The organism is Lichenihabitans sp. PAMC28606 (genome assembly GCF_020616535.1).
Taxonomy (GTDB): domain Bacteria; phylum Pseudomonadota; class Alphaproteobacteria; order Rhizobiales; family Beijerinckiaceae; genus Lichenihabitans; species Lichenihabitans psoromatis.
The window spans coordinates 2155729-2179989 of the sequence record NZ_CP085136.1 but is presented as its reverse complement, the minus strand read 5'-3'; the positions used below and the strand labels follow the sequence as shown (position 1 = coordinate 2179989).

22 protein-coding genes are annotated in these 24261 nt (G+C 63.2%); 4 read left to right on the top strand and 18 right to left on the bottom strand.

The genetic code is table 11. The features are described from left to right. Positions 1–59 precede the first annotated feature (59 nt). Positions 60–1061 carry a thioredoxin-disulfide reductase gene (gene trxB / locus LGH83_RS10325; RefSeq protein WP_227398613.1) on the top strand — a complete coding sequence of 334 codons (1002 nt, stop codon included), beginning with the start codon at positions 60–62 and terminating at the stop codon, positions 1059–1061. A gap of 146 nt (positions 1062–1207) precedes the next feature. Next, on the top strand, positions 1208–2101 hold the full coding sequence (locus tag LGH83_RS10320) for a LysR family transcriptional regulator (protein WP_131113353.1): 894 nt from the start codon (positions 1208–1210) through the stop codon (positions 2099–2101). Positions 2102–2157: 56 nt separating this feature from the next. Here LGH83_RS10320 and LGH83_RS10315 read toward each other — a convergent pair whose 3' ends face one another. The 3 genes from LGH83_RS10315 to LGH83_RS10305 form a co-directional block, all read right to left on the bottom strand. After that, on the bottom strand, positions 2158–2517 hold the full coding sequence (locus LGH83_RS10315) for a hypothetical protein (RefSeq protein ID WP_227398612.1): 360 nt from the start codon (positions 2515–2517) through the stop codon (positions 2158–2160). 126 nt (positions 2518–2643) lie between these two features. Then, complete coding sequence (locus LGH83_RS10310) at positions 2644–3291, bottom strand: TetR/AcrR family transcriptional regulator (RefSeq protein WP_227398611.1); 648 nt, start codon at positions 3289–3291, stop codon at positions 2644–2646. A 172-nt stretch (positions 3292–3463) separates the two neighbouring features. Next, entirely contained in the window at positions 3464–3931 is a 468-nt protein-coding gene (locus LGH83_RS10305) for an RpiB/LacA/LacB family sugar-phosphate isomerase (protein ID WP_227398610.1), read from the bottom strand. Between the two features lie 190 nt (positions 3932–4121). On the opposite strand from LGH83_RS10305, the gene LGH83_RS10300 reads away from it, so the two are divergent. Together LGH83_RS10300 and LGH83_RS10295 are read left to right on the top strand one after the other, a co-directional pair. Then, positions 4122–5039 (top strand): TIM barrel protein, encoded by a 918-nt coding sequence (locus LGH83_RS10300; protein WP_227401803.1) that lies wholly within the window; start codon positions 4122–4124, stop codon positions 5037–5039. Between the two features lie 27 nt (positions 5040–5066). Next, positions 5067–5843 carry a triose-phosphate isomerase gene (locus LGH83_RS10295; RefSeq protein ID WP_227398609.1) on the top strand — a complete coding sequence of 259 codons (777 nt, stop codon included), beginning with the start codon at positions 5067–5069 and terminating at the stop codon, positions 5841–5843. A gap of 10 nt (positions 5844–5853) precedes the next feature. Here the strand turns inward: LGH83_RS10295 and LGH83_RS10290 are convergent, their stop codons facing one another. The 15 genes from LGH83_RS10290 to LGH83_RS10220 all read right to left on the bottom strand — a co-directional run bounded on the left by LGH83_RS10290 (position 5854) and on the right by LGH83_RS10220 (position 24019). Beyond that, the gene (locus LGH83_RS10290; protein ID WP_227401802.1) at positions 5854–8109 is read right to left on the bottom strand and encodes a xanthine dehydrogenase family protein molybdopterin-binding subunit; all 2256 of its coding nucleotides are present in this window, start codon (positions 8107–8109) and stop codon (positions 5854–5856) included. A gap of 13 nt (positions 8110–8122) precedes the next feature. Further along, positions 8123–9109 carry an FAD binding domain-containing protein gene (locus LGH83_RS10285; protein WP_227398608.1) on the bottom strand — a complete coding sequence of 329 codons (987 nt, stop codon included), beginning with the start codon at positions 9107–9109 and terminating at the stop codon, positions 8123–8125. Continuing rightward, complete coding sequence (locus LGH83_RS10280) at positions 9106–9771, bottom strand: 2Fe-2S iron-sulfur cluster-binding protein (RefSeq protein ID WP_227398607.1); 666 nt, start codon at positions 9769–9771, stop codon at positions 9106–9108. Before LGH83_RS10280 ends, LGH83_RS10285 begins: the two co-directional genes overlap by 4 nt. Positions 9772–9957: 186 nt before the next feature. After that, positions 9958–10812 (bottom strand): TIGR01459 family HAD-type hydrolase, encoded by an 855-nt coding sequence (locus tag LGH83_RS10275; RefSeq protein ID WP_227398606.1) that lies wholly within the window; start codon positions 10810–10812, stop codon positions 9958–9960. 25 nt (positions 10813–10837) lie between these two features. After that, positions 10838–12133 (bottom strand): FGGY-family carbohydrate kinase, encoded by a 1296-nt coding sequence (locus tag LGH83_RS10270; RefSeq protein WP_227398605.1) that lies wholly within the window; start codon positions 12131–12133, stop codon positions 10838–10840. Continuing rightward, entirely contained in the window at positions 12130–13176 is a 1047-nt protein-coding gene (locus LGH83_RS10265; protein ID WP_227398604.1) for a class II aldolase/adducin family protein, read from the bottom strand. Before LGH83_RS10265 ends, LGH83_RS10270 begins: the two co-directional genes overlap by 4 nt. Further along, positions 13173–14675: a glycerol-3-phosphate dehydrogenase gene (locus LGH83_RS10260; RefSeq protein ID WP_227398603.1), complete on the bottom strand. Its 1503-nt coding sequence runs from the start codon at positions 14673–14675 to the stop codon at positions 13173–13175. Before LGH83_RS10260 ends, LGH83_RS10265 begins: the two co-directional genes overlap by 4 nt. A 34-nt stretch (positions 14676–14709) precedes the next feature. Beyond that, complete coding sequence (locus tag LGH83_RS10255; RefSeq protein ID WP_227398602.1) at positions 14710–15750, bottom strand: 2-hydroxyacid dehydrogenase; 1041 nt, start codon at positions 15748–15750, stop codon at positions 14710–14712. Further along, a complete protein-coding gene (locus LGH83_RS10250; protein ID WP_227398601.1) occupies positions 15743–17311 on the bottom strand; it encodes an FGGY-family carbohydrate kinase in 1569 nt (522 codons plus the stop codon). Before LGH83_RS10250 ends, LGH83_RS10255 begins: the two co-directional genes overlap by 8 nt. Further along, positions 17308–18435: an ABC transporter ATP-binding protein gene (locus tag LGH83_RS10245; RefSeq protein ID WP_227398600.1), complete on the bottom strand. Its 1128-nt coding sequence runs from the start codon at positions 18433–18435 to the stop codon at positions 17308–17310. Before LGH83_RS10245 ends, LGH83_RS10250 begins: the two co-directional genes overlap by 4 nt. Continuing rightward, entirely contained in the window at positions 18432–19553 is a 1122-nt protein-coding gene (locus LGH83_RS10240; protein WP_227398599.1) for an ABC transporter ATP-binding protein, read from the bottom strand. The genes LGH83_RS10245 and LGH83_RS10240 overlap by 4 nt, the downstream gene beginning before the upstream one ends. A gap of 2 nt (positions 19554–19555) precedes the next feature. Beyond that, the gene (locus tag LGH83_RS10235) at positions 19556–20413 is read right to left on the bottom strand and encodes a carbohydrate ABC transporter permease (protein ID WP_131196548.1); all 858 of its coding nucleotides are present in this window, start codon (positions 20411–20413) and stop codon (positions 19556–19558) included. 14 nt (positions 20414–20427) lie between these two features. After that, positions 20428–21357, bottom strand: coding sequence for a carbohydrate ABC transporter permease (locus tag LGH83_RS10230; RefSeq protein ID WP_131113337.1), 930 nt, complete (start codon positions 21355–21357; stop codon positions 20428–20430). A gap of 150 nt (positions 21358–21507) precedes the next feature. Then, the gene (locus LGH83_RS10225) at positions 21508–22947 is read right to left on the bottom strand and encodes an extracellular solute-binding protein (RefSeq protein ID WP_227398598.1); all 1440 of its coding nucleotides are present in this window, start codon (positions 22945–22947) and stop codon (positions 21508–21510) included. Positions 22948–23059: 112 nt separating this feature from the next. After that, a complete protein-coding gene (locus tag LGH83_RS10220) occupies positions 23060–24019 on the bottom strand; it encodes a sugar-binding transcriptional regulator (RefSeq protein WP_227398597.1) in 960 nt (319 codons plus the stop codon). Positions 24020–24261: the final 242 nt, after the last annotated feature.

Here is a 24261-nt window from a genome sequence, read left to right as displayed (position 1 = left end):
GTCATTTTAGACAAAGCCTCGTTGCTCACGCTGAGTTGAGGCGCGGAAATGTTCCGACTATGGCAACCACATTCAAAACCAAGGCCCTGATCATCGGGGCCGGTCCGGCCGGCTATACGGCCGCGATCTATGCGGCCCGCGCCAACCTCGAGCCCATCGTCGTGCAGGGCCTCCAGCCCGGCGGACAATTGACTATCACGAGCGATGTCGAGAATTGGCCGGGTGAGACCTCGATTCTCGGACCCGACCTGATGGACAAGATGCAGGCGCAGGCCGCGCATACCGGCGCCAAGCTCGTCTATGATCTCATCTCAGAGGTCGACTTCTCCAAGCGGCCCTTCGTCTGTCAGTCGGACGCCGGCGACACCTATGTGGCCGACACCGTCATTATCGCGACCGGGGCTCAGGCCAAGTGGCTGGGGCTGCCGTCCGAACAAGCCTTCCTCGGGCAAGGGGTGAGCGGCTGCGCGGTTTGCGATGCCGCTTTCTTCAAGAACAAGGATGTGGTGGTGGTCGGCGGCGGCAATACGGCGGTCGAAGATGCGCTGTATCTGACCCGCCACGTCCGCAAGGTCACGATGGTGCATCGACGCGACACCTTCCGGGCCGAGAAGGTCATGCAGGATCGCCTCTTCGCCAACCCGAAGATCGAGGTGCTCTGGCACACGGTTGTCGACGAGATCGTCGGGGATGGCGTACCGAGCCGCGTGACCGGGATCAAGTTGCGGGATGTTCGCACGGGCGCGGCAGACCATCGGGCCATCGACGGCGTATTCGTGGCCATCGGTCATGCGCCGGCTACATCCGTCTTCGTCGGCAAAGTGCCGACCGATCCTGACGGATACATCCTGACCAAACCCGATTCGACCGCAACGTCCATTCTTGGTGTGTTCGCGGCCGGCGATGTGAAGGATCGCATCTACCGCCAAGCCGTCACGGCGGCCGGCATGGGGTGCATGGCGGCTTTGGAAGCGGAAAAGTTTCTGGCCGAGCATTCGCATGATCCGGACGAACGCGCCGAGGAACGGCGTGAAGAGCAGATGATCGGCGCTTGGGATTGAAATGAGCCGGAACGCCGGCTCGACCGATCCATAATCATCGATATAACGTGTCTGTGATGCGCTTGATGCATATCGCGTCGCGGGCGCTTCCATCGATGGTCGATCGAGCGCAGGGCAGCGCGAGATGCTCGCCGAAGGAGTGAGCCGTGGATTGGGATAGATTGCGTGTCTTTCAGGCTGCAGCGGAGGCGGGCTCCTTCACGCATGCCGGCCAAAGCCTAAATCTCAGCCAATCGGCGGTGAGCCGTCAGATCAGCGCCTTGGAACAGGATCTCGAGGTTCCGCTGTTCCATCGCCATGCGCGCGGTTTGATCCTCACCGAGCAGGGCGAATTGCTGCTCCGAACCGTCCAGGACGTCATGCTGAAGCTCGACGTCGTGAAGACGCGGCTGACCGACAGCCGGGAAAAGCCCAATGGCGAGCTTCGGATCACCACGAATTATGCGCTCGGCACGTTCTGGTTGACGCCGCGCCTCGGCGACTTTCTTGAACTCTACCCCGACATCCGCGTCCAGCTCATCATCACGGACGAGGAATTGGACCTCGGCATGCGGGAGGCCGACGTCGGGTTGCGCCTTCGCGAGCCGCTCCAGCCCGATCTTATCCGGAGGCGGCTGTTTACGGTGCGCTATCACGCCTATGCGTCGACCAGCTACCTCAAGCGCCACGGCCAGCCGAAATCCACCGATGATCTCGATAAGCATCGTTTGATCGAATATAGCGGCGGCACGGCGAATTATCTGACCCCGATGTTGAATTCACTTCAGATCGTCGGCCGCGATGCAAAGGGATCGCGAAGCTCCGCCCTCACGGTCAATAATATGGTGGCGCTGCGGACGGCAGTGCAGAGCGGCGCTGGCATCGGTGTGCTGCCCGATTATGCGGTCGAGCCCGAGAGCGGCGTCGTGCAACTTCTCCAACATGCCGAAATGCCGGAACTCGATTGCTTCTTCGTTTACCCGGAGGAGCTTAAAAGTGTCGCGCGGGTCCAGGTGTTCCGCGACTTTCTCGTCTCCAACGCCCAGCGGTGGCGGTTTTAAGCTCGATCGTCGGTCGAACGGACCAGACGGGCTCTCGTTAACCAACGCGTCTGCGGTCAGTCTTTGTCCAGGCGCGAAAGTATTTCAGTCATCAAGCTCTCGGACATCGGGCCAGAGTAGATCTCGATCCGGTCGGACGGCGACTGCTGCTGCATCGCCGACCCCGTGACGATCAGCCGGATCGTCGGCCAGTCGTCAGCCACGATCGCGATGAGCGGGTCCAGTTCACTCGTCGGAACCGCGTGGGCAGCGATGCAGATCATCTCGACATCGTCGCCTTGTTCCCAGAGGAAATCAAGCAAGGCTTCGGCCGTGTCGAGTATCGTCATGCCATATCCAGCACTCGACAGACATGCCGCGACAGCATTCAACACGGTGGCGTCTGGCTCGAGTACAAGTACAGTTTTGGCACACATTTAAACCACACCGCCGCATTAAAGAACCGTCAATCCAGCAGAGACTTAACTTCAATGTAGGTAGACGCGCAACCGGATAAAAAAGAAAGCAACAGTATTGTTACGTATCGAATAGGTAAAATTGTACTAATCGGCTTTAGGCTTTGCAATAGGATTTGATCCTGACGACGTAATGCCATGCAGAACCAAGTTCATGACGAAGTCTGCCCGTTCTTCCATGGCAAGCGCGGAGATCGGCTCCCCTGGTCCCAGGGTTTGAGCGGCGCCACGACACAAGCCCCAGAGAGCGATGATGAAGAACCGGACGTCAAAACGGCTCCATGCGCCTGCGTCGGCACCGTCGTCGAAAAACCGGACTATGGAATCGTAAGCCGCGACCGTCGCGTCGCTTCTCAGGGACGCGTCGTTCCGGTTCCACGACGTCCGCAGATGGTGTTCGATAATTTGATGATCTTGTCGATTGCTGTCGATGAAGAGGATCACGAGGGCTCGCAGCGTGGTGGTCGCGTCGCTCGCCGTCGCCATAATGGTTTTGAGTTGCGAAACCCGCGCGTCGATCACCGGTTGAGTGGCGGCCGCCAGCAGGCTTTCCTTGTCGCGGAAGTAATAGCTGACGAGAGCCGGCGTGACGCCAGCCGCTTCAGCCACCGCTTTGCGGGATATATCTGTGGCGCTCGGTGCTCTAAGAAGCGACCGGGCAGCTTCGATTAGCTTGCCTCGGCCAACATCCCCTTCGCCCCGCACAGGGCGCCCCTGAATTCGCTTGACCACCATCCTGTGCAACCGACCCGTTCACGGCAATGCTACGGCAACAGACAACGGCCGACGTTATTCCGCCCGGCAAAATTATGACTTGATCCATGTTAATTAATTACCGTCCGCCGACGCGGTTCGTCACCCGCAACGCCGCCGTCACTGGTCGGCGTTGCGGATGGTCACACCGGCATTAGCCGGTAGCTTTGGAGTATTTGTGATCGAGACCATCGATGGCCGCGACGTTGCCGGCGGACGACCCCTGAGCGTCGAAGTCTGAAGCGAGCCAACTATCCACGATGGCCTTCGCGAGTTCCGGACCGACCACCCGAGCGCCAAGCGTGATGATCTGGGCATTGTTGCTCTTCGCGGCCCGCTCCGCCGAGTAGGTGTCATGGGTCAAGGCGGCGCGGATGCCAGGAACCTTGTTGGCCGAAATGCTGACGCCGATGCCGGTGCCACAAAAGAGAATACCGCGATCGAACGTACCGGCCGCGATCGCCAAGGCCGCCCGTTCAGCCGTATGGGCATAGAACTCCGGCGCATTTTCCTTCGAAACCGAATAATCGGTGACCTGCAGATCCGGTTTTGTAGCAAGATGTTTGGCAATCACCTCGAGCAGAGGATGTCCGGCGCTGTCCGCCCCGATCACAAGCTTCATCTTCGACTCCCTTAGCGGTTCGCATCGTTGTCGTGTGCCTGACGTGTGGCTGTTTGCGACCGAATACAAGCCATTTGCACGTCCGAGAGGTTTGTGAAAATATTGCAAGGCTTGCAAGAATTTTCACGCGAAACCATGATCGATAGGATTGATGAGGCTCCGTGAGAGAGCCCGTCCGGAGGATAGGCCCATCACGTTCAGACTCTCGCTTAGCACCAATCCCTTCGTCAATCGCTTTGCCGAACCGGAGGATCTCGTCGCGGTTCTGGCGCGCGACGTCGGGATCGGCTCCGTGCAACTCACGCATGAGTTCATCAATCCGAGTTGGCCGGCTGCGCTGATCGCAAGGCTGACGGCCCGGATGGCAAAGGCTTGCGCGGCCGAGCGGCTGCACATCACGTCGATGATGACGGGCCCTTATGGGCGCTTGAACCATTTCGGGCATCCCGATGCCGACGTGCGCGCCTATTACGTCGATTGGTTCAAGCAACTGGCCGATATCGCAGCCGATCTCGGTTGCCCGGCCATCGGCACTCAATATGCCATTCTGACCTATCGCGATTTCGACGACGTCGCACGCCGTAAACTCGTGCTGGATGCCGCGCTGGATTGTTGGCGACAGGTGGCGGAGCATGCGGCTCGGCGCGGGCTGACCTACCTGTTTTGGGAGCCAATGTCGGTCGCGCGTGAATTCGGTCATACCCTGGCCGAGACGCAACGCCTGCAAGACGACATCGATGCGGCCAAGCTGCCGATCCCGCTGAAACCGATGGTCGATATCGACCATGGCGACATCTCATCGGCCGATCCGTCCGATACGGACCCGTACCGCTGGGCCGAGGATTTCGCGACTCAGTCACCCATCATCCACATCAAGCAGAGTTCCACGAACAAGGGCGGCCATTGGCCGTTCACGGAGGCTTATAATCGAGACGGCAGGATCACGCCGGAGCGTCTGATCGCTGCCGTGCGGTCGGGTGGGGGCACCGACAACGAACTCTGTCTCGAACTGGCCTTTCGGGAGCGTGAGCCGGCCGACCGCGCCGTCGTCAGCAGCATGGCCGAGTCGGTTGCGTTCTGGGCGCCGTTCGTGGATGTCGGGCGCTGACCTCACAAGAAACTCAAGGACGACATCATGGCGGCGAAGCGACCGTGGATCGGCACCAGCTTCAAGATGAACAAGATCCGGGCCGAAGCACGTGACTTCGCCCGCGCGCTGGTCGCAAGCCCTCTGATCGAGACAGCCGATGCCAAGCTCTTCGTGATCCCGCCTTTTACATCGATCGCCGATGTCGCCGATCTTCTTGCAGGGACGCCCGTTACGGTCGGGGCGCAGAACATGCATTGGGCTGAAGCGGGAGCCTGGACCGGTGAGGTGTCGGCCGCCATGATCCTGGATTGCGGCGCGCGCCTCGTCGAGATCGGCCATAGCGAACGGCGTACTTTCTTCGGCGAGACGGACGAGACCGTGGCGAAGAAAACCGCGTCGGCGGTTCGGCATGGTCTTCTGGCACTGGTGTGTATCGGCGAAACGCGAGACGCCTACGACGCCGGGCATACGGCAGCGGTGCTCGAACGTCAGGTTCGCGCGGCCCTCTCGCTGGTCGGGCCAGAGAGCCGAAACGCCATTGTCTTCGCCTATGAGCCGGTCTGGTCCATCGGAGAGGGCGGCATACCGGCCGATCCGGATTTCGCCGACGAGCAGCATCGCCTGATTAAAGCGCTCACGACCGCGATCATGGGGGACACGCTCGACGTCGTTTACGGTGGGAGCGTCAATCCAGACAATTGCCGCGAGCTCGCTGGCAAGCCGCATGTTGACGGCTTGTTCATCGGCCGCTCGGCCTGGGCCGCAAGCGGCTATCTTGCGATCGTCGATGCCGTGACGAACAGCCTGCGGGCAGGTTCTTAGCGCGAGCTATTCACCCCGGCATCAACGCGGGCGACGTCGAGCTTCGCTGCTGGACCTTGTCGTCGGCATCCCACCCCGCCAGCACTTTATCGAGCGTCAGGGGGTAGTCGCGAATGCGAATGCCCGTGGCGTTGAACACCGCATTGGCAATCGCCGCGCCGGCGCCGCAAATACCGAGTTCTCCGATGCCCTTGCTCTTCATCGGGCTGGATTTGTCGTCGAGTTCAGGCAGGAAAACCGCCTCGATCTGCGGAATGTCGGCATGGACGGGGACATGATACTCGGCCAGATTATTGTTCATGAAGGTGCCGTAGCGCTTATCGATCACGAGATCCTCAACCAAGGCCGCTCCCACGCCGAACGTCATCCCGCCGATCGCCTGGGACCGCGCCGTTTTGGCGTTGAGAATGCGCCCGGCCGTGAAGACGCCGAGCATCCGCCGAAGCCGGATCTCGCCCGTATCCATGTCGACGCCGACCTCAGCGAAATGCGCGCCGTAGGAATCCTGCGAGTATTTCTTCCGCGAGTCGCCCGGGTCGGCCGCGCCGTCGGCGACCAATCCGGTCGGCCCAACGAGGTCAGCCAAGGTTTGTGACTGCCCGCCCGCTTGGATCGTGCCACCCGAGAACACCGCCGTCGACGCGTCCAGCTTGGCGCGCTGCGCCAGCAGGTTTCGCATCGTCTCGCAAGCGTCGTAGACCGCCGCGCCCGCCGAGTTTGCGCCGAACGAACCGCCCGAGCCTGGGGCTGCCGGGAATGCCGTGTCGCCGAGTTCAACCCGAACCTTATCGATCGGCAAGCCCAACATATCGGCTGCGATCTGTCCAAGGATCGTATAGGAGCCCGTGCCGATATCGGTCATCGAGGTCTGCACCGTCGCAACGCCGTCATGGTCGAGAAGAACCCGGGCCTTGGCGGGCAGCATCGGATTGCCGCGAATAGCCGCCGACATCCCCATACCGACCAGCCAGTGGCCGTCTCGAACCGAGGCGGGCGTCACGTTCCGCTTCGACCAGCCGAACAGGTCAGCTCCCTTCTGCATGCAGGGCACGAGCGAACGACTGGAGAACGGAATTTTCTTTTCTGGGTCTTCGGTCGGCTCGTTGATGATGCGGAGCGCGATCGGATCCATCTTGAGCGCGACCGCGAGTTCGTCCATGGCGCATTCCAACGCCAGAAGGCCGACGGCTTCGCCCGGTGCGCGCATCGAGGCCGAGACCGGCAGATCCAGCGTCGCCAACCGATGCGCCGTCATCCGGTTGGGTGCCGCGTAAATGCTGCGGGTCGCATTCGCTGCGGTCTCGTAGAAACCCTCGCCGGGCGTGTTGTTGGACCAGGACTCATGGCCGATTGCCACCATCGTCCCATCCGCCTTTGCCCCAAGGCGCAGACGCTGGATCGTATCGGTCCGATGCGTCGTAACGTGGAACACCTGAGGCCGGGTTAGCACCAGCTTCACGGGCCGATCAAGCATCTTGGCTGCCAGCGCCGCCAGAATCGCATCGGATTGGACCTGCAGCTTCGCCCCGAAACCGCCCCCGACGTAACGGCTCAGAAGCCTGACCTTGTCTTTCGACATGTTGAGCGTCGACGACACCGTCTCAAGTCCGCGGCTCAGCATCTGATTGGCCGTGTAAAGCGTGAGTTGGTCGCCGTTCCACACTGCGATGGTCGCATGGGGCTCCATCATCGCATGGGCTTGCGGCGGCGTCGTATAGGTCACGTCGACCGTCACGGCCGCTTCGCCGAAAGCGCCGGCAAAGTCACCGAGAGCCGAATCGGGCTTGCTGCCGTTATTGGGCTTCGGCACGACAGCGTCGCTGCGCCCCGCCGCAAGGTCGAAGGTCCCCGGCTTGGCGTCGTAGGTCGGCTTGACCATGAAGGCCGCCGCGCGTGCTTGCTCGAACGTCTCGGCGACCACGAGAGCAATCGGTTGGCCGAAGAACAAGATTTTATCACTGGCGAGTTGGGGTGCGCTGGTCGATGTTTTCGGCCCCTGCGCGGGCACGTTCTGATGCGTCATGACGAGCAAGACGCCCGGCGCCTTTTCGGCCGCTGTCGTATCGATCGCACTCATCCGGCCGGTTGCGATCGTGGCTTGAACCAAGAAGCCATACGACGTCTTGCCACCTACATCCTTATATTCAGCCGCATAGGTCGCCGCACCGGCGACCTTGAGGGGGCCGTCGACACGATCAAGCGGTTTGCCGATGACCCCGCCTGCCTGATCGAGAGGCGTCTGGCCGACCGGGTTGTTCATGTTGATCATGATGGGCTCCTCACGCCGATTGGGTGGCGGCGGTCAACACGGCGTTCAAGGCGCGGCGGACCAACGGGATTTTGAAATTATTCTCGCCGTAGCCCTTCGCGCCGGCGAGAACGGCATCGGCCGCATGATCGAACAACGCCTTGTTGGCCGTCTGTCCGGCCAACATCGCTTCGGCCTGCGTTTCACGCCATGGCTTATGGGCCACGCCGCCGAACGCCAGTCTGGCTGATCCGATCTTGCCGTCCAAAGTGTCCACGATGGCGGCTACCGAGACGAGCGCGAAGGCATAAGAGGCCCGATCCCGCACCTTGCGGTAAATTTGAACGCCCTTTGGCGGCGCCGGGAGCGTCACGGCCGTGATGATCTGACCGTGCTGCAAGCTCGTTTCGATCTGCGGCGTGCTGCCGGGAAGGCGATGGAGATCCGCGATCGGGATCGATGCCGTCTGGCCATCGGGCGTCACCGTCTCGACGGTCGCGTCGAGCACCCGCATCGCGACCGCCATATCGGACGGGTGGGTCGCGATACAATCCTGGCTCGCCCCGAGGATCGCGTGAATGCGGTTAAAACCCTCCAGCGCGGCACAGCCCGAGCCCGGCGCACGCTTGTTGCAGGGCTTGGACGTGTCGTAAAAGTAGTAGCAACGCGTGCGTTGCAGGAGGTTTCCGGCCGTCGTCGCCTTGTTGCGGAGCTGTCCCGAGGCGCCCGACAAGAGCGCGCGGCTGAGCACGCCATAATGCTGACGCACGCGGGGATCGGCCGCGAGATCGCTGTTCCGAACCATGGCGCCGATCCGCAAACCGCCCTCGGGCGTGTCGTCGATCGCCGCAAGCGACAGGCGATTGACGTCGACCAGATGGGTGGGTGTCTCGACTTCGAGCTTCATCAGATCGAGAAGATTGGTGCCGCCGGCGATGAATTTGGCATTGGTATTGTCAGCCACCGCCTTCGCGGCGGCGACGACGCTATCTGGGCGCTCGAACGTGAAGCTCTTCATAGCGTGGCTCCCGATGCGTCCTTGATGGCCGCCACGATGTTCGGATAGGCGGCGCACCGGCAAATATTGCCGCTCATCCGCTCGCGAAGTTCGTCATCGGTCAGTGCTGGATCCTGCGTGAGATCGGCCGTCACGACGCTCGGCATTCCGGCCTGATGCTCGCTCAACATGCCGGCCGCAGAGCAGATCTGACCTGGGGTGCAATAGCCGCATTGGAATCCGTCGTGATGGACGAAGGCCGCTTGTAGCGGATGCAGCACATCACCGGTGGCGAAACCCTCGATCGTCGTGATTTTATCGCCCTCATGCATCGCCGCGAGGCTCAGGCAGGAGTTGATCCGGCGTCCATTGACCAGCACCGTGCAGGCGCCACACTGGCCGTGATCGCAGCCCTTCTTCGAACCGGTCAAACCGAGATGCTCGCGCAACGCGTCGAGAAGCGTGGTTCTCGTATCGAGATTCAAGGCCTTGTCGCTGCCATTCACCGTCAACCGGACCGCCATCGTGGAGAGACCGGGGTCTGTCAGCAGAACAGGCGGCGCGACCGGGTTCACTTCGGTCGCGAAGCCGGGGCGGACAAAACCGAGGACCGCAAAGGCCGCACCACCCTCGATCACTTGCCGGCGTGTGACGCCGAATGGCGTATCGTCGTCGCAACTCATGGTGTTCCTCGTCGTGTACCGGCGGGAGCGCAAGCCTTCGGGACATGTTGCCAAGAAGAAGGGCGAGGCTCGGGCAATGGCCGCTGTTGCGAACCATTCCAATCTGGATGTCGAACGCGAGGACTCTCTGCTTAGGTCCACGCATCTTGCGCGACATCCCGCCGCCGACAGGACCGACGATGGGGTTTATCGTGAGGTCAGACTCAGGCTGGGCAGCACGTAGGTGGGCTTATGCGAGGATGACGCCAGCATATCGCGTAAGGTCGCATCGTCGATGTCTTGCAGAAGGCCGGTTCGGACCAGCGCGGTCTTGAACCCGGCACTCTCACCTCCCAGCACGTCATGCTCCAGGCTATCACCGATGCAGAGAACGCGAGCCGGATCATTGCCGACGCTCTTGGCGGCGTGCCGATAAATCGCCCCGAACGGCTTTCCGACATAGGTGACACGGCCGCCAAGCGTCTCGTAGACGGCCGCGATGGCACCGGATGAGGGCTGCGGCCCCTCGTTCGTCAGCATCATGCGATCGGGATTGGCGCAGAGCGCCGGGACGTGACGCGCCGCCGCCGCAACCAACATGTTGCTGTAATGGTCAAGGCTGGTCCGGGGACAGTCGCTGCCCGCCATGACGATGAAATCCGCGCTTTCGGGTTCGGCCACGACGATCAGGTCGAGGCCGTCGAGGCCGTAATCGTCGCCCTGTTTGCCGATGATGTGGACCCGGCACCCGGCTTCGAAAGGCTCGCCGAACGCTCCCGTCCGCAGGCCCTGCCAGGTAACCTCACCCGAACTGACCAGCGACGAATAACTCGAGCGCGGAAAGCCGATCGCCTCGATGCGGGCCATGTTGGGGCCGGTGCGTTTGCCCGAATTGGTCAGCACGATGACGATCTTGCCAGCTGCCGTCAGCCGCGACATCGCCTCGACCGCACCTGGATAGGGCGTCTTGCCATCATGCATGACGCCATATTGGTCGATCAGAAAAGCATCGAAGCGGGTCATGATCTCGTCGAGACCATCGATGAACGTCGACATCGTCATACCGTTTCGATCCTCTTGCCGTGTCTCAGGCCGCATCCAATCCGCGGCGTGCGAGCCAGGCCGCGCCGCAGGCCGCTTCCCCGTGGGCTGGGGGCAGCAAAGCAACGCCCGTCAAGCGGGATCGGATGCGCGACCATGCCGCATTGTTGGCGCCGCCGCCGACGGTGCGGATCGACACGAGCGGCGGGCCGCCGAGTTCGGCAAGCCGACGATAGCCGAGCGCTTCGACCCCCGCGACACCTTCGAGAAGCCCTTGGAAGAACGCGGCATCCGACGCGGGGCGCGGTTCGCAACGGGACGGCAGCGCCGGGTCGTTGATCGGGAATCGTTCTCCGGGGCCGGGCAGGGGATAATAATCGAGGCCGGTCGGCGTATTGGCATCGAGCTCCGGTTCCAGCGCCCGCATTTGCTCGGCTGTGAAGAAGCCGAGCAGGGCCGTTCCGCCGCTGTTCGAGGCGCCGCCCGCAAGCCACATGTCGCCGATCCGATGGCTATAGATGCCATAGGCGGGGGCGAAGATCGGGGCATCGCAGAGAAGCTTCAGGACCAGCGTCGAGCCGAGCGATGTGACGCCCTCGCCGAGAGCTGTCGCCCCGGTTGCCAGAAAGGCCGCGCAGCCATCCGTCGTGCCGGCGACGACCAGGGTCGTCGGTTCGAGCCCAAAGGCTGCTTGGGCCTTTACGCCGATCGGGCCGATCGGCGTTCCGGCCGCCACCACCTTCGGCAATAGACCGATCCGGAGACCGGTGGCGGCGATCCAGTCCGGCCAGCACCGCTCGACCGGGTCGTAACCCGTCTTCAAGGCGTTGTTCTCGTCGGAGGTGCCGAACCGCCCCGTCAACCGCGCCGCGATCCAATCCGCCTGGTGCAGAATACGAACCGTCCCGGGCTGATCCTGAAGCGCCGAGGCTCGGCCGAGCGCCGAGGTCGCGCCCCGCGCGGCATTGCCATCGGGCGCCACACCGTCGATGCGGGCCACGATCTCGGGCGGGCATGTATCGTTGTAGAGGCTGGCCCTGCCGATCGGCTGACCGGCCTCGTCGACCGCCAGCACCGTGCCGGAGGTTCCGTCGACCGCGATGGCACGCACGCATGCGATATCGATCGTCCCGAGGATCTGCCGCAACGCCGTCTCGGTCGCATTCCACCAGACCTCAGGGTCCTGGGTGATCCGCGCCCCGACTCGGTCGGGGGTCGCCATCGGCACGGCGGCGCTTGCCACGACACGATCCGAGGCGTCGACCGCGACGATCCTGACGCCCGACGTGCCGATATCAATGCCGAGGACGAGAGTGTCGGCCGGCCGATCGGCGTTCGTCACGCCGGTGTCCGGTCGAGCGCCTGACGATATTTCTCAGCGTCCCAGCCCAGCAGGGCGGCTTCGTCGTCATGGGTCAGATAGGCCAGCGGCGCGTCGGCGGGCAGGCGCGACATGACGTCGGCGAGGCAGCCGCCGAGCGCCCGCATGGCGGGTGTCGCGTCCTTGCGGAACAGCACGCCCGCGCCGGGTACGACCAGCATCGGCGGATTGGTACGGCCGGAGCGCGCGAGAGCCTCGGCGACGCTTTCGCCGGGCTGTGACGTGATGATCGAGGGTCCGAGAAAGATCACATGGTCGGGGTAGAGCGAGCCGCCGGCCGCGAGGCGACACGCGCTCGCCTCCACGCCGAGCCCATGCAGCGCCGCATCGGCGATCTCGTAGGCGGTGCCCTCCGCCAGCGCCGCGATGGTCGCATCCTCGGCGGGGCTCGCCGGCTTTTTCGGGACGCGCAGGCGGCGCACCACCTCGGTCAAGAGGGCATCGGCCTCCTCGACGGTGTCGGCCGCCACCACGAGGCCGTGATTAGCCAGCACAAGGATGGTGGTGTCCGGCTTCAGTTCCGCGACGATCGCCTGAGTGAGCGGCACGCCCGGCCGCGCATATGGCACGACCACATAGGGCAGACCCGCGAGCGGAGCCGCCACGCGGTCGCGTACGTCGGAGCGGACCGCATGCGAGAGCGTCTCGACGCAATGGACGTGAACCACGATCCGCTGCGGCAGCACGGCGTGCATGGTCGTCTCGATCGAGGGACGAAGCTTGTTGTCGTTGAGGTCCTGCCGGACGAAATCGACGCTCGTCTCGCAGGCCGGGTCATTGCGTTTCAACGCGTCGAGCAGCGGCTCGAGCGCGACTGGCACCATGATGTCGCGTGTTTCAGCCTCGGCCAGCCATGTGCCGGAGGCTTTCACCCAGAGAACGCCGTCGATCTTGATCGAGACGTTGCCCCCCGGCCCCTGAACCAGCGACGGATCGGATCCGACGCGGACCGCGAGCGCCGCCAAGGCGAGGCTTTCGGGCGATGTCTCGCGAAGCTGCATCATGCGGCGGCATCCATCCAGTGTTCGAAGTCTTGACGCTCGGATGGCGTCATATGCAGGCTGTGTTTGGTGCGGCGTTGCAGGATGTCGGCCGAGGTCTTGGCCCATTCTGTACGCTGCAGGAACTCCGCCTCGCGCTGATACAGCAGGCCGCCGAAGTGCCGGCCGAGATCGTCGAGCCCGGTCGCGCCTGTCAGCAACTCGCGCGCCCGCGTTCCGTAAAGATGTGCGTAATGCTCGGCCAAGGCGGCCGGCAGCCAGGGCGTCTCGGCCTGCAGCGTCGCAAGAAATGCGTTGAAATTGGCATCTTTGATGTCGCCGCCCGGCAGCGCTTCCTTCGCGGTCCAGGCTTTCCCGGCGGCCGGGAAGGTCGTGGCGAGTTTGTCGAGCGCATGTTCGGCGAGTTTGCGAAATGTCGTGATCTTGCCGCCGAAGACCGACAGCATCGGCGCCTGGTTCTCGGGCTCGTCCACTTCGAACACGTAGTCGCGCGTCACGGCGGAGGCATTGGCTTCGGCGTTGTTGTCATAGAGCGGACGCACGCCCGAAAAGCTGTGGCGGATGTCGGCCTTGGTGAGCGGCTTCACGGCGTAGCGGTTCACGACCCGCAGCAGATAATCGATCTCCTTCGGCTCGATCGCGACGTCTTCGGGTCGACCCTCATAGGGGATGTCGGTCGTGCCGATGAGGCAGAGGTCACCCTCATAGGGATTTACGAAAATCACGCGCTTGTCGTCGTTCTGCAGCAGGTAGGCCTGCGGCCCCTCCCAGAATTTCGGCACCACGATATGGCTGCCTTTGACGAGCCGAACCTTATACTGGCTGTTGCGCCCTGCGATGCGACCGAGAACATCCTCGACCCAGGGGCCGGCCGCATTGATCAGGGCGCGCGCCTTGACCGTGCTGGTCGTGCCGTCCTGCCCGCGCATCTCGATCTGCCAGAAACCATCGATGCGCCGTGCGGAGGTGGCGGCCGTTCGCGGCAGCACTGTCGCGCCGCGCAACTTGGCGTCGAGGGCATTGAGGATCACAAGGCGCGCGTCGTCGACCCAGCAATCGGAATATTCGAAAGCCGTCTTGTACGCGGGCTTGATCGATTTCCCCTCCGGATCGCGCCGAAGATTGATGCGACGCGAGGGGGGGAGCAGCTTGCGGCCCCCGAGGTGATCGTAAAGGAACAGCCCCAACCGAACCATCCAGGCTGCGCGTTGTTCGGGCGAGTGGGGCAGCACGAAGCGCATCGGCCAGATGATGTGCGGCGCGGCGCGCATCAGCACCTCGCGTTCGATCAGCGCCTCGCGCACCAGCCGGAACTCGTAATATTCGAGATAGCGTAAGCCGCCGTGGACGAGCTTACCGGAGCGCGAACTGGTGCCTTCGGCGAGATCGCCCTTCTCGCACAGCAGGGTTTTCAAGCCACGGCCGGCCGCATCCCGCGCGATCCCGGCTCCGTTGATGCCTCCACCGATGATCGCGAGATCGATCGTGCCGTAATCCACCATGAGGCGCCATCCTTCACCCAAGTTGCCGCGTCTGTTAGCAGAGGTTGAGCAGCGGCTCGCCCTTGATATAGCGTCGCACATCCTCGGCGGCCTGTTCGGCCGCATAAGTCACGGTCCGGACCGAGGCGCCCGCGATATGCGGCGTCAGCGTAACGTTCGGCAGCTTGAGCAGCGGCCAATCGGGCGGCACCGGCTCGACCGCGAATGTCTCCAGCATGGCGCCGCGCAGATGGCCGCTCGCCAAAGCATCGTAGAGCGCGTCGTAATCGACCATCGGGCCGCGCGCCGTGTTGACGAAGATGGTGCCGGGCCGCATCAGCGCGAAGGCATCGCGGCCGATGAAGCCCGTCGTTTCCGGCGTGACCCGCGAATGGAGCGTGATGACGTCGGATTGCTCCAGCAACGTCTCGAGCCCGACATGCTCCACGCCATCCGCTTTGTCGGCCGCACTGATCTGCACATAGGGGTCGGCCACCAGAATTTTGCATCCGAAGGCCTTCAGCAGTTTGACGACGCGGCTGCCGATCGCGCCGTAGCCGATGATGCCGACCGTCATCTCGTTGAGTTCCCGGCCGGTCGTGTCGGCCCGGTAGAGTTCACCGCGCCAGATGCCCTGGCGCAGCGCTTCATGCCCGGCGCGGATCATCCGGGTTTCCGACAGAATGGCGCCGATCGCGAATTCCGCGACCGCGCTGGCGTTGCGGCCGGGGGTGTTGACCACCTTGATGCCGCGCTCGCGGGCCGCCGTCATGTCGATGTTGACGGGACCGCCGCGCGACACGGCGACGAATTTCAGCGCCGGCATCCGATCCATCATGGCGCCCGACAGGGGCGACAGATGGGTGACGAACAATTCGGCATCGCCGACGAATGCGACGATCTCGTCCGGGTCGCCGAGATATTCCTTCAGCCCGCTCAAGGCCGAGCCCGCATAGCCATGCTCCATCGGCACGTCCGGCCAGGGCTGTTCGAGGGTTCGGATCGTCTGGTCGTTGCCGCAAGCCGCCACGATCTTGTCGGCGAAGACCGAAGGCAGCATGAAACGGTCGCCCACGATGGCGATGACCTTACCCATGATGACGCTCTCTCCGTTGTTCGTGCAGCGCATGCCAAACGGGCGCGCTGGCCTTTCGTCCCGCCACATAGGCGGGGAACAGGCGATCGTAGCGGTCGACCAGGACCGGGTCGGGGTCGAGCGCGGGTTGCAACAGCGGGCGCACCCAATCCTCCGCGCAGGCCGACAGATCGGGGTAGAAGCCGAGCGCGACCGCCGCGATCATGGCGACGCCGGCCGCGCCCGCTTCTTCGCGGCTGCTGGTTCTGATCCGGGCGCCGAGCACCCCGCCCATGATGGTCCGCATTGCCTTGCTGCGCGCCGCGCCCCCGGTCACCCGGATTTCGGCCGGCACGCCGCCCATCACGGCGTAGCAATCGCGCGCCGCGAAGGCGAGCCCCTCGAACACGGCACGCATCAGGTCGCTGTAGCCGTGCCGCACCGACAGGCCGAGGAATTGCGCCCGTGCGGTCGGGTCGACGAACGGGCCGCGCTCCCCCGCTTCCGAGATGTAGGGATGGAAGATCAGGCTTCCGGGTTCGGCGCTGAGCACGCGCGCATCGACGCCGGCCAGAAGATCGCGCCGCGAGATCGCGACATCATGGTCGCTGAGAACGCCGCGCGCGAGGTCGAGCAACCAGTCGATGTTGATGGTCGAGGCCATGTTGGACTGCAGTTGCGCGAAGGCTCCGGCGATCGGAAACGCCATCGTGTAGCCGGTGCAGTCCGGGTTGAGGACGACATTGTCGATCGAGGACGCCAGCCGCGCGTGCATGCCGGTCGAGCCGATGACGGTGCAGCCCGCTTGCGCCTCCGGATCGAAGAGGCCGGCGCCGAGAATCGTGGTGATGACATCGACATAGCCGAGCACGATCGGCAGCCCGGGCTCGAAGCCGATCTCGCGCGCCGCAACATCGGTCAATTCTCCGATCTCGCGCATGCCATCGATGATCGGCGGGATCAGCCGTGCCTCTTCGGTCAGCCCGAGGGCGGCTACAACCGCGGGGTCGACGGCGCGAGTCCGCATGTTGCCGTAGGTGAAGATGCTTTCGGATGGATCGCAGGCCCGCACGCCCGTCAGCTTGAAGTAGAGCCAGTCCTTGCAATGCAGCGCTGTCGTGGCACGCGCCACCACATCGGGCCGGTGGCGCTTCAGCCACAGGAGTTGGGTGCCTTGCTGGCAGGCATTCACGCCCGATCCCGTCCGCTCGAAGATCGCACGACCCTCAGGCGCGTCCCGGATCGTCTGGGCGATGTCGCCGGCTCGCGCATCGAGCCATAACCACGCGGGCGCGACCGGCCGGCCGTCGTCGTCGATCAGCCAGGTGCCGTCCCCTTGCGCCGTCACCGCGATGGCGGCCGTGCGGCGCGCGAGATCGGGCACCAGCCCGGCCAGCCCCCGCAGCGTCGCGGCGGTGTCGCTCCAGGTGCGGGCCATGTCCTGCTCGGCCCCAACGCCGTCGATGCTCTCGTATGTGTTGGGCAGCGCGAAACAGGCGATCTGCTCGCCCCGCCGCGTGAACGCGACCGACTTGATGACGGAGGTGCCGGCATCGATCCCGATCAGCAGGTCACGGGTCATGCCGGCGTCATCCCATGCGCCAGCGCTTGCCCGGTCTCTGGATCGAAGAGATGCAGGTCGGCGGCCTCAACGCCGAACGGCGTCACGGTGCCGAGCTTGGTCCTGACCCGCTCGCTCGTCACCGAAACGAGCAGCTTGCCGGCCACCTCGGCCGCCACATGCGTCTGGTCGCCGAGCCACTGGTTCGAAACGATCTTGGCCGAAAAGGCTCCCGCGCCGATCTTCACCTTGTGGGGCCGGACGCCGACCACGATTTTGGTCCGATGGCCGACCGCCGCGCGAACCGCCGGTGTGAGGCCCGCGCCTCCGAAGTCGAGCACGGGGCCGTTCTCGATCGCGAGCCGGGCGATGCCGCCGGTCTCGACCACATGGGCGTCGAACACATTCATCGGCGGTTCCCCGATGAAGGTCGCGACGAACAGATTGGCGGGCCGATCCTTCAGATCCTTCTGGCTGGCGAATTGCTGCAGGATGCCGCCTTCCATGACGGCGATCCGGTCGGCCAGCGCATTGGCCTCGGTCTGGTCGTGGGTCACGAAGATGGCGGTCATCCCGTTCTGGTTCAGCAGGCTCTTGATGCGGCCGCGCAAAACCGATCGCAACTGTGGCTCGAGTTGTCCCATGGGCTCGTCGAGCAGGTAGAGATCGGCCTTGCGGACCAGCGCGCGCGCCAGCGAGGCACGTTGTTGTTGTCCCCCCGAGATCGACGATGGGTAGCGATCGAGAATCGACTCGATCTCGACCAGGGCCGCAATCTCAGCCACGCGCTTATCGGTTTCGTCGCGCGAGACCTTGGCGCTCTTCAGCGCAAAGGCGATGTTCTCTCGCACCGTCAGCGGCGGATAGAGCGAGTAGCCCTCGAACGCCATGGCGACGTTGCGCTTGGCCGGCGGCAACGCATTGATCGACCGGCCCGCCAGCGTGATGGTGCCGGATGAGACCTCCTCGAAACCTGCCACCATTCGCAACGTCGAGGTCTTGCCACAGCCGGACGAGCCGAGCAGGGCGACGATCTCGCCTTTGGCGATATCCATGTCGAGCTGGCGAACAGCGTGAACCGGCCCCTTGCCGCGCCGGTGATATAGCTTGTTGACGCCGGTCAGAGCCAGGGCTGTATCGGTCATCGGAGCCTCCCGGCCGGTGCGGCGGTCGGCGTTGTGCGAGCCATGCGAGTGCCGCTGGCGCCGTCGAACAGCAGAACGGCCGTGGGGTCGATCGTCAGATAGGCACGACCATGGGCGCGGTCCGCGCTGGCAGGGTCTCCCGACGAGGCGAGCAATTCGCGGCCATCGAGCGTTTTGACGAGAAACACGTAACGCTCGTTGAGCGGCGTGACCGCCAGAACGTCGACCGGGATCGCGTCGTCAGCAGCGCCATCGTGCAACACGAGATCCTCGGGTCGCATTCCCATAATGCAGGCTTGCCCCGGTTTGACGTCGAAGCCGTCGCCGATGTGCACGCGCGTGTTGGCGATCGTGACCGTCAGGCCGGCTCCGTTGCGGGTCGGCTCGCAGGGGAGCAGGTTGATGGTTGGGTCACCGAACAATCGCGCGATCTCGACGCTGGCCGGGGCGTTATAAACCTCTTCCGAATCCGCGATCTGGGCGACTTTGCCGTTCAGCATCACGACGATACGGTCGGCCAGCGCCATCGCCTCCTTATAGTCCTGCGTGACGTAGAGCGCGGTCGCGTTGTAGCGGCGCAGCAGGTTGGGTAATTCGAGGCGCATTTCGTAACGCAGCTTGGCGTCGACGTTCCGCAACGGATCGTCGAGCAGCAGCAATTCCGGTTCGGCCACGAGGGCGCGCGCCAGGGCGGTGCGCTGCTTCTGGCCGTTCGACAGCTCGCGCGGGCTGTGGCCAAGCACATGGTCGATCTTGAGCATCTTGGCGATAGCCTGGACGCGCGTATAGATCTGGTCTTTCGGCGTGTCGGTCGCGGTGAGGCCCGACGCGACGTTCGCGTAAGCCGACATATGCGGAAATAGCGCGAAGTTTTGAAACGCCATGCCGATGCCGCGCGCTTCCGGGCTGTCGGTCGTCACATCGCGCCCGGCGATATGAACCGATCCGCCATCCGGCTCTTCGATGCCGGCGATCAGACGGAGCAGAACCGTCTTGCCGGCGCCGGAGGGGCCGAAAATCGCGACGATCTCGCCGCGATCGACCGTGAGCGAGACCGCATCGACCGCTGTGCCGGTCTTGAACGTCTTGGCGAGGCCGGAGAGTTCGAGCTGGGCCATGGTCAACCTTTCACCGCGCCGAGCGACAGGCCTTCGACGAGATAGCGCTGAGCGTAGAGGGCCAGCAGCAACGTCGGCGTGACCGAGAGCACGATGGCGGCCGCGATCTGTCCATATTGGATGCCGGATGCGGTCACGAAGGCGAGCGCTCCCACCGTGACGGGCTGCTTATCGGCCGAGGCCAGAATCAGCGCGAACACAAAGTTGTTCCAGCAGAAGATGAAGGACAGCAGCCCAGCCGCCGCAATGCCGGGGCCGGCGAGCGGGATCGCGATCTTGGTCAGAGCCTGCCACCAATTATGACCGGACACGCGATAGGCACTTTCGATATCGGGGCTGATATCTTCGAAATAGCCCCGCACGATCCAAAGAATCAGCGGCAGAGCGATCAACTGATAAACCCAGATCAGACCGATATAGGTGTCGCTGAGGTGGATCTCCTGAAAATACAGGGAGAGCGGCAGCAGCACGAGAAGCGGCGGCGCGAAGCGGAACGACAGCAGCGTGAAGGCGATATCTTCCTTGCCGATGAATTTGAACCGCGCGAACGCATAGGCGGCCGGCACCCCCAGCACCAAAGCGATGCCGACCGAGACGGTCGAGAGGATCACGCTGTTGAGGAGATTATGCATGAACGGAATGTCGAGCGTGCCGGCGCTGCTTTGCAGCTTGCCCGAGATCAGCGCGGTGTAGTTGCCGAGCGTCGGCTGGAAGAAGAGGCTCGGCGGAATACGGAGGATCGTGTCGTTGTTCTGGAACGACATCAAGAAGATCCAGACGATCGGAAACATGAAGAACAGCACGATCAAGGTCAGGGCGATGCCCTTGAGCACGCGGACGAGAGGCGATGAGTGATCCATAGGTCTTGCCTCCCTTACGCGTGGCCGCGAGCGCGTTCGCGCAATTTCAGCCAGTTCTTGATGAAGACGTTCGATAAAAAATATGTGATGGCCCACAGGATCATCAGCATCGCGGCCGATTTTCCGACGTTCGTATATTGGAAGAACTGCAGGTAGGACTCGACCTGGAAGACCATCAGCCGATTGCCGGGGCCGCCTTGCGTCATGGCATAGATGATGTCGAATTGCTGAATGCTGTCCAGGAGCCGGAACAGCACCGCGGTGATGATGTAGGGGGTCAGCATCGGCAGCGTGATGCGAAAAAACACGAAGCTGGTCGGCACACCGTCGAGCGCTGCGGCCTCGAACGGCTGCGGCGGCAGCGAGCGTAGGCCCGCCAGCAACAGGATCATGATGAATGGGGTGTAGACCCAGGTATCGACCAGAACGACGGTGAAGAGTGCCGTGGTCGGGCTCGAGGCCCAGCGGAAGTCACTCAGGCCGACGAGGCTGACCAGATAGGACAAGACCCCGAAATTCGGGTTGGTCATGAGCTTCCACATCAGCGCCGCGATGGCGGGCGCCGTCATCAGCGGAAGCAGCAGCATGATCGAGATGAAGTTGTTGATGCGACTTTGTTTGCGGAGCAGCAACGCGATGCCGAGACCGAGCAGGAGTTCTACCACCACGGTCAGCACCGTATAGGCGAGCGACACATAGACGGTGTTCCAAAACTCGCTATCGCCGAGGAAGCCAATGTAATTGCCGAACCAAATGAAGCCCTTCATGCTCGGCAGGTTCAGCCTGTACCGCAGCATCGAATAATAGACAGCCGTGACGAAGGGGACGAGCACGGCCACGCAGACGAGCAACGCCGGCATACTGAGAAGATAGGGCAGGGCGCGCCGGAACGCGGGCGAGGAGCCCTTGCGGCGCGGCGGCGCGGTTTCGGCGAGCGTGGACATGGCTGGTCCTTGGCGAATGAACGAAGCGTCGCGGTCGGCGGCTTCAGCGCAGCCGACCAACGTCGAAGGAGCGGCACATGCGACCGATCCGGGGCAGTGTCGGAACGAGGGGACGGCGCCCCCTCGTTCTCGCTGATGGAGCGTTCCGGCTTAGCCGAGCCCGGCATCCTTGAGTTGCTGGTCGGTGCTGGCCGCGAGCTTGTCGAGGCCTTCGTCGACCGGGATCTCCTTCGACACCATCTGCTGCAGGGTCGAGGCCCATTCGGTGGTGAGATCGGAGAACAAGGGCTGTGCCGTGAAGTAGATCTTGGCACCCGGCGCGGAGGCATCGAGCTGGTCGATGTAGCCAGGATAGCTCTTGTTGATCTTGGTGCGCCATTCGCTGTCGGCCGCGACCGATGCGCGGACGGGGTTCACGAAGTCCATCTTCCGCGCGCCGAACATGCCGTGTTCGACCGAGGACGCCCATTGCATGAACGCCCAGGTGGCATCCTTCTGCTTGCCGAAGCTCGACATGGCGAGCGACCAGATCCACACATTCGGGGTCGGCGCCTTGGCGGCCGGATTCGGCGCGAAAGCATGGAAGCCGAGGCTGCCGGCTTCCTTATTGTCGCCGCCGTTCATGAAATAACCGAGGATGTCGGCGTCGTAGATCATGCCCGACGCGCCTGCGCCGAGGTCGGTTCCGACCTGATACCAGGTATAGGTCGACCAGTTCTTCGGACCCGAATCCTGGATCATCTTGACCCAATCGGCATGGAACGCCTTGGACTCCTTGGTGTTCATGGCGGCCTTGAGCTTACCGTCCGTGACCGTGAAATCCTTTTGGCCGAAATTCGTATAGGCCGAGAGGAAACCCGGATGGATGGTGGCCCAGGAGCGCGATCCGCGCACGCCGACGCCGTAGGGGCCGCCGGCCTCCTTCTGGAATTTGGCGGCGCCGTCCATCAGTTCGGCCATGTTGTTCGGCGGCTTCATGCCGAGCTTGTCGAACATCTTCTTATTATAGGTGAGGCTGTTCATCTCGTAGCCCCACGGAATGCACCATTGCTTGGCATCCGCCGAGCCGAGCGCCGCACCGGGGACGCCGTTCCAGGCTGTCGAGGCGCGCAGGCCCGGCAGCACATCGTCCCACTTATAGTTGGGGTTGGTCTTGTCGGCACTCTCGATATAGGGCTTCAGATCTTCGATCCAGCCGGCGGGGCCGTAAGTCCAGGTCTGGTAGGCGCCGGTCATGAACGCATCATACTGGTCGGATTTCGAGGAGAGGGCCGCCACCACCTTGTCGAAATAGACGTCTTCCGGGAACACGTCGTAGGTGACGTTCATGCCGGTCAATGTCTTAAAGGATTCAATGTCGGCGATCATGGCGTCGGCATAGGGATGCTTGTTGAGCAGCAGCCGGATCGTCTTGCCCTTATTGGCTTTCCAATCGAAATCGGCCGCCATCGCGTTGGTCGAGGCGAGGCCGAGCAGCGAGTGTGCTGCCGCAGCGCCGATCCCCAATTTCGCCGTCCGGTCCATCAATTCGCGGCGGCTGAGGCGCTTCTTGGTAAAGGCCTCGAATAGATCTTTCTCTTTATCGTGCATGGTGTCCGTCCTTGTGGTTCAACCCTTGGAATCGTTTCTTGTTTTTGATCGTCGAGGGTTCGTTGACCCGGACGACTGCCCGGACCACCGGTCCGGACGAGCAACCGAACCCTTACGGGTCAGGCGAGAGATCGACGAGGCTGCGCGCCGTTCGTTCGTCGGTCAAAAGGCCATGCAACAGTCCACTGGCCAGAATGGCGCGGATCGCGGCCGGTTTGGCCTGTCCCCCCGCCACCGCGACCAGTTTGCCGCGCGCGAGATCCTCGAACGATAGCGACATGGTCCGGGCTGACAGATCCGTCTCGACCCGCTTGCCCCGATCGTCGAAGAAATGGCCAAGAATTTCGCCTCTGGCGCCGGCCTGCTTGATGGCGGTCATTTCGCAGCGCTCGATCATGCCTGAGGCCGTCAGCGATGCATCGCCGCCGTCCGTCGTGCCGATGCCGACGAATTTCAGCGACGCCTCGCGCGCGAGGTCGAACACCGCTTCGATACCTTTTTGCGCCATGAGGATGGCCCGATCCTCGGCTGAGTTCAGCACGAAGGGCAACGGCATCACATAGGTCTCGGCGTCGGTACGTTCCGCAACACGATTGATGACGTCGAAGGGATTCGCCTCGAATTTTCGCGTAAACCCGCCGAGCAGCGACACGAAACGCGTGCCGCCGGCCTTGGTGCGGGGCAATTGGTTGATGCAGGCCGCCAGCGTTCGCCCATGCCCGAGGCCGATCACCGGATCATCGCGCTTTTCCAGGGCCGCCCGGAGAAAGCGGGCGCCCAGCATGCCGAGGGAGCGGAGCGGCAACGGATCGAGATCGACGGTCGGCGCAACCTCGCAGAGCCCCAGGCCGTAGAGCGACCGAAGCTTGTCTTCGAGTGCGACACATTCGGCCACCTCGCCATCGATGAACACGCGGATCAACCCGTCGCGGTTGGCGCGGGCGATGAGCCGATGGGCTTTGACGCTTTGGATGTTCATGCGGGTGGCGACTTCGCCCTGCGTCAAACCGCCGATGAAATGAAGCCAAGCGGCGCGGGTCGCCAAGCTTTCATCATCCTCGATCGACGACATGTTCCAGGCCAAGGCCAAACCAGCATGCTCCCATGTAAAATTTCTTTTCTGCTGTAAAAATTTTCACAGCGCGCGGTGGTCGTCAAGCCAAATTCGATTTGGCACTGCACCAATTCGATCTGCGACCTCCGAGCGGCAAGCGAGGCGACTTCTTCAGACAAGAAGCGTAGTTTGCCGATCGAACGTAAACTCTGTCGGCGGTCGGCCAGCATGGCTCGCGGCGCTGGCCTATCTCACATCGG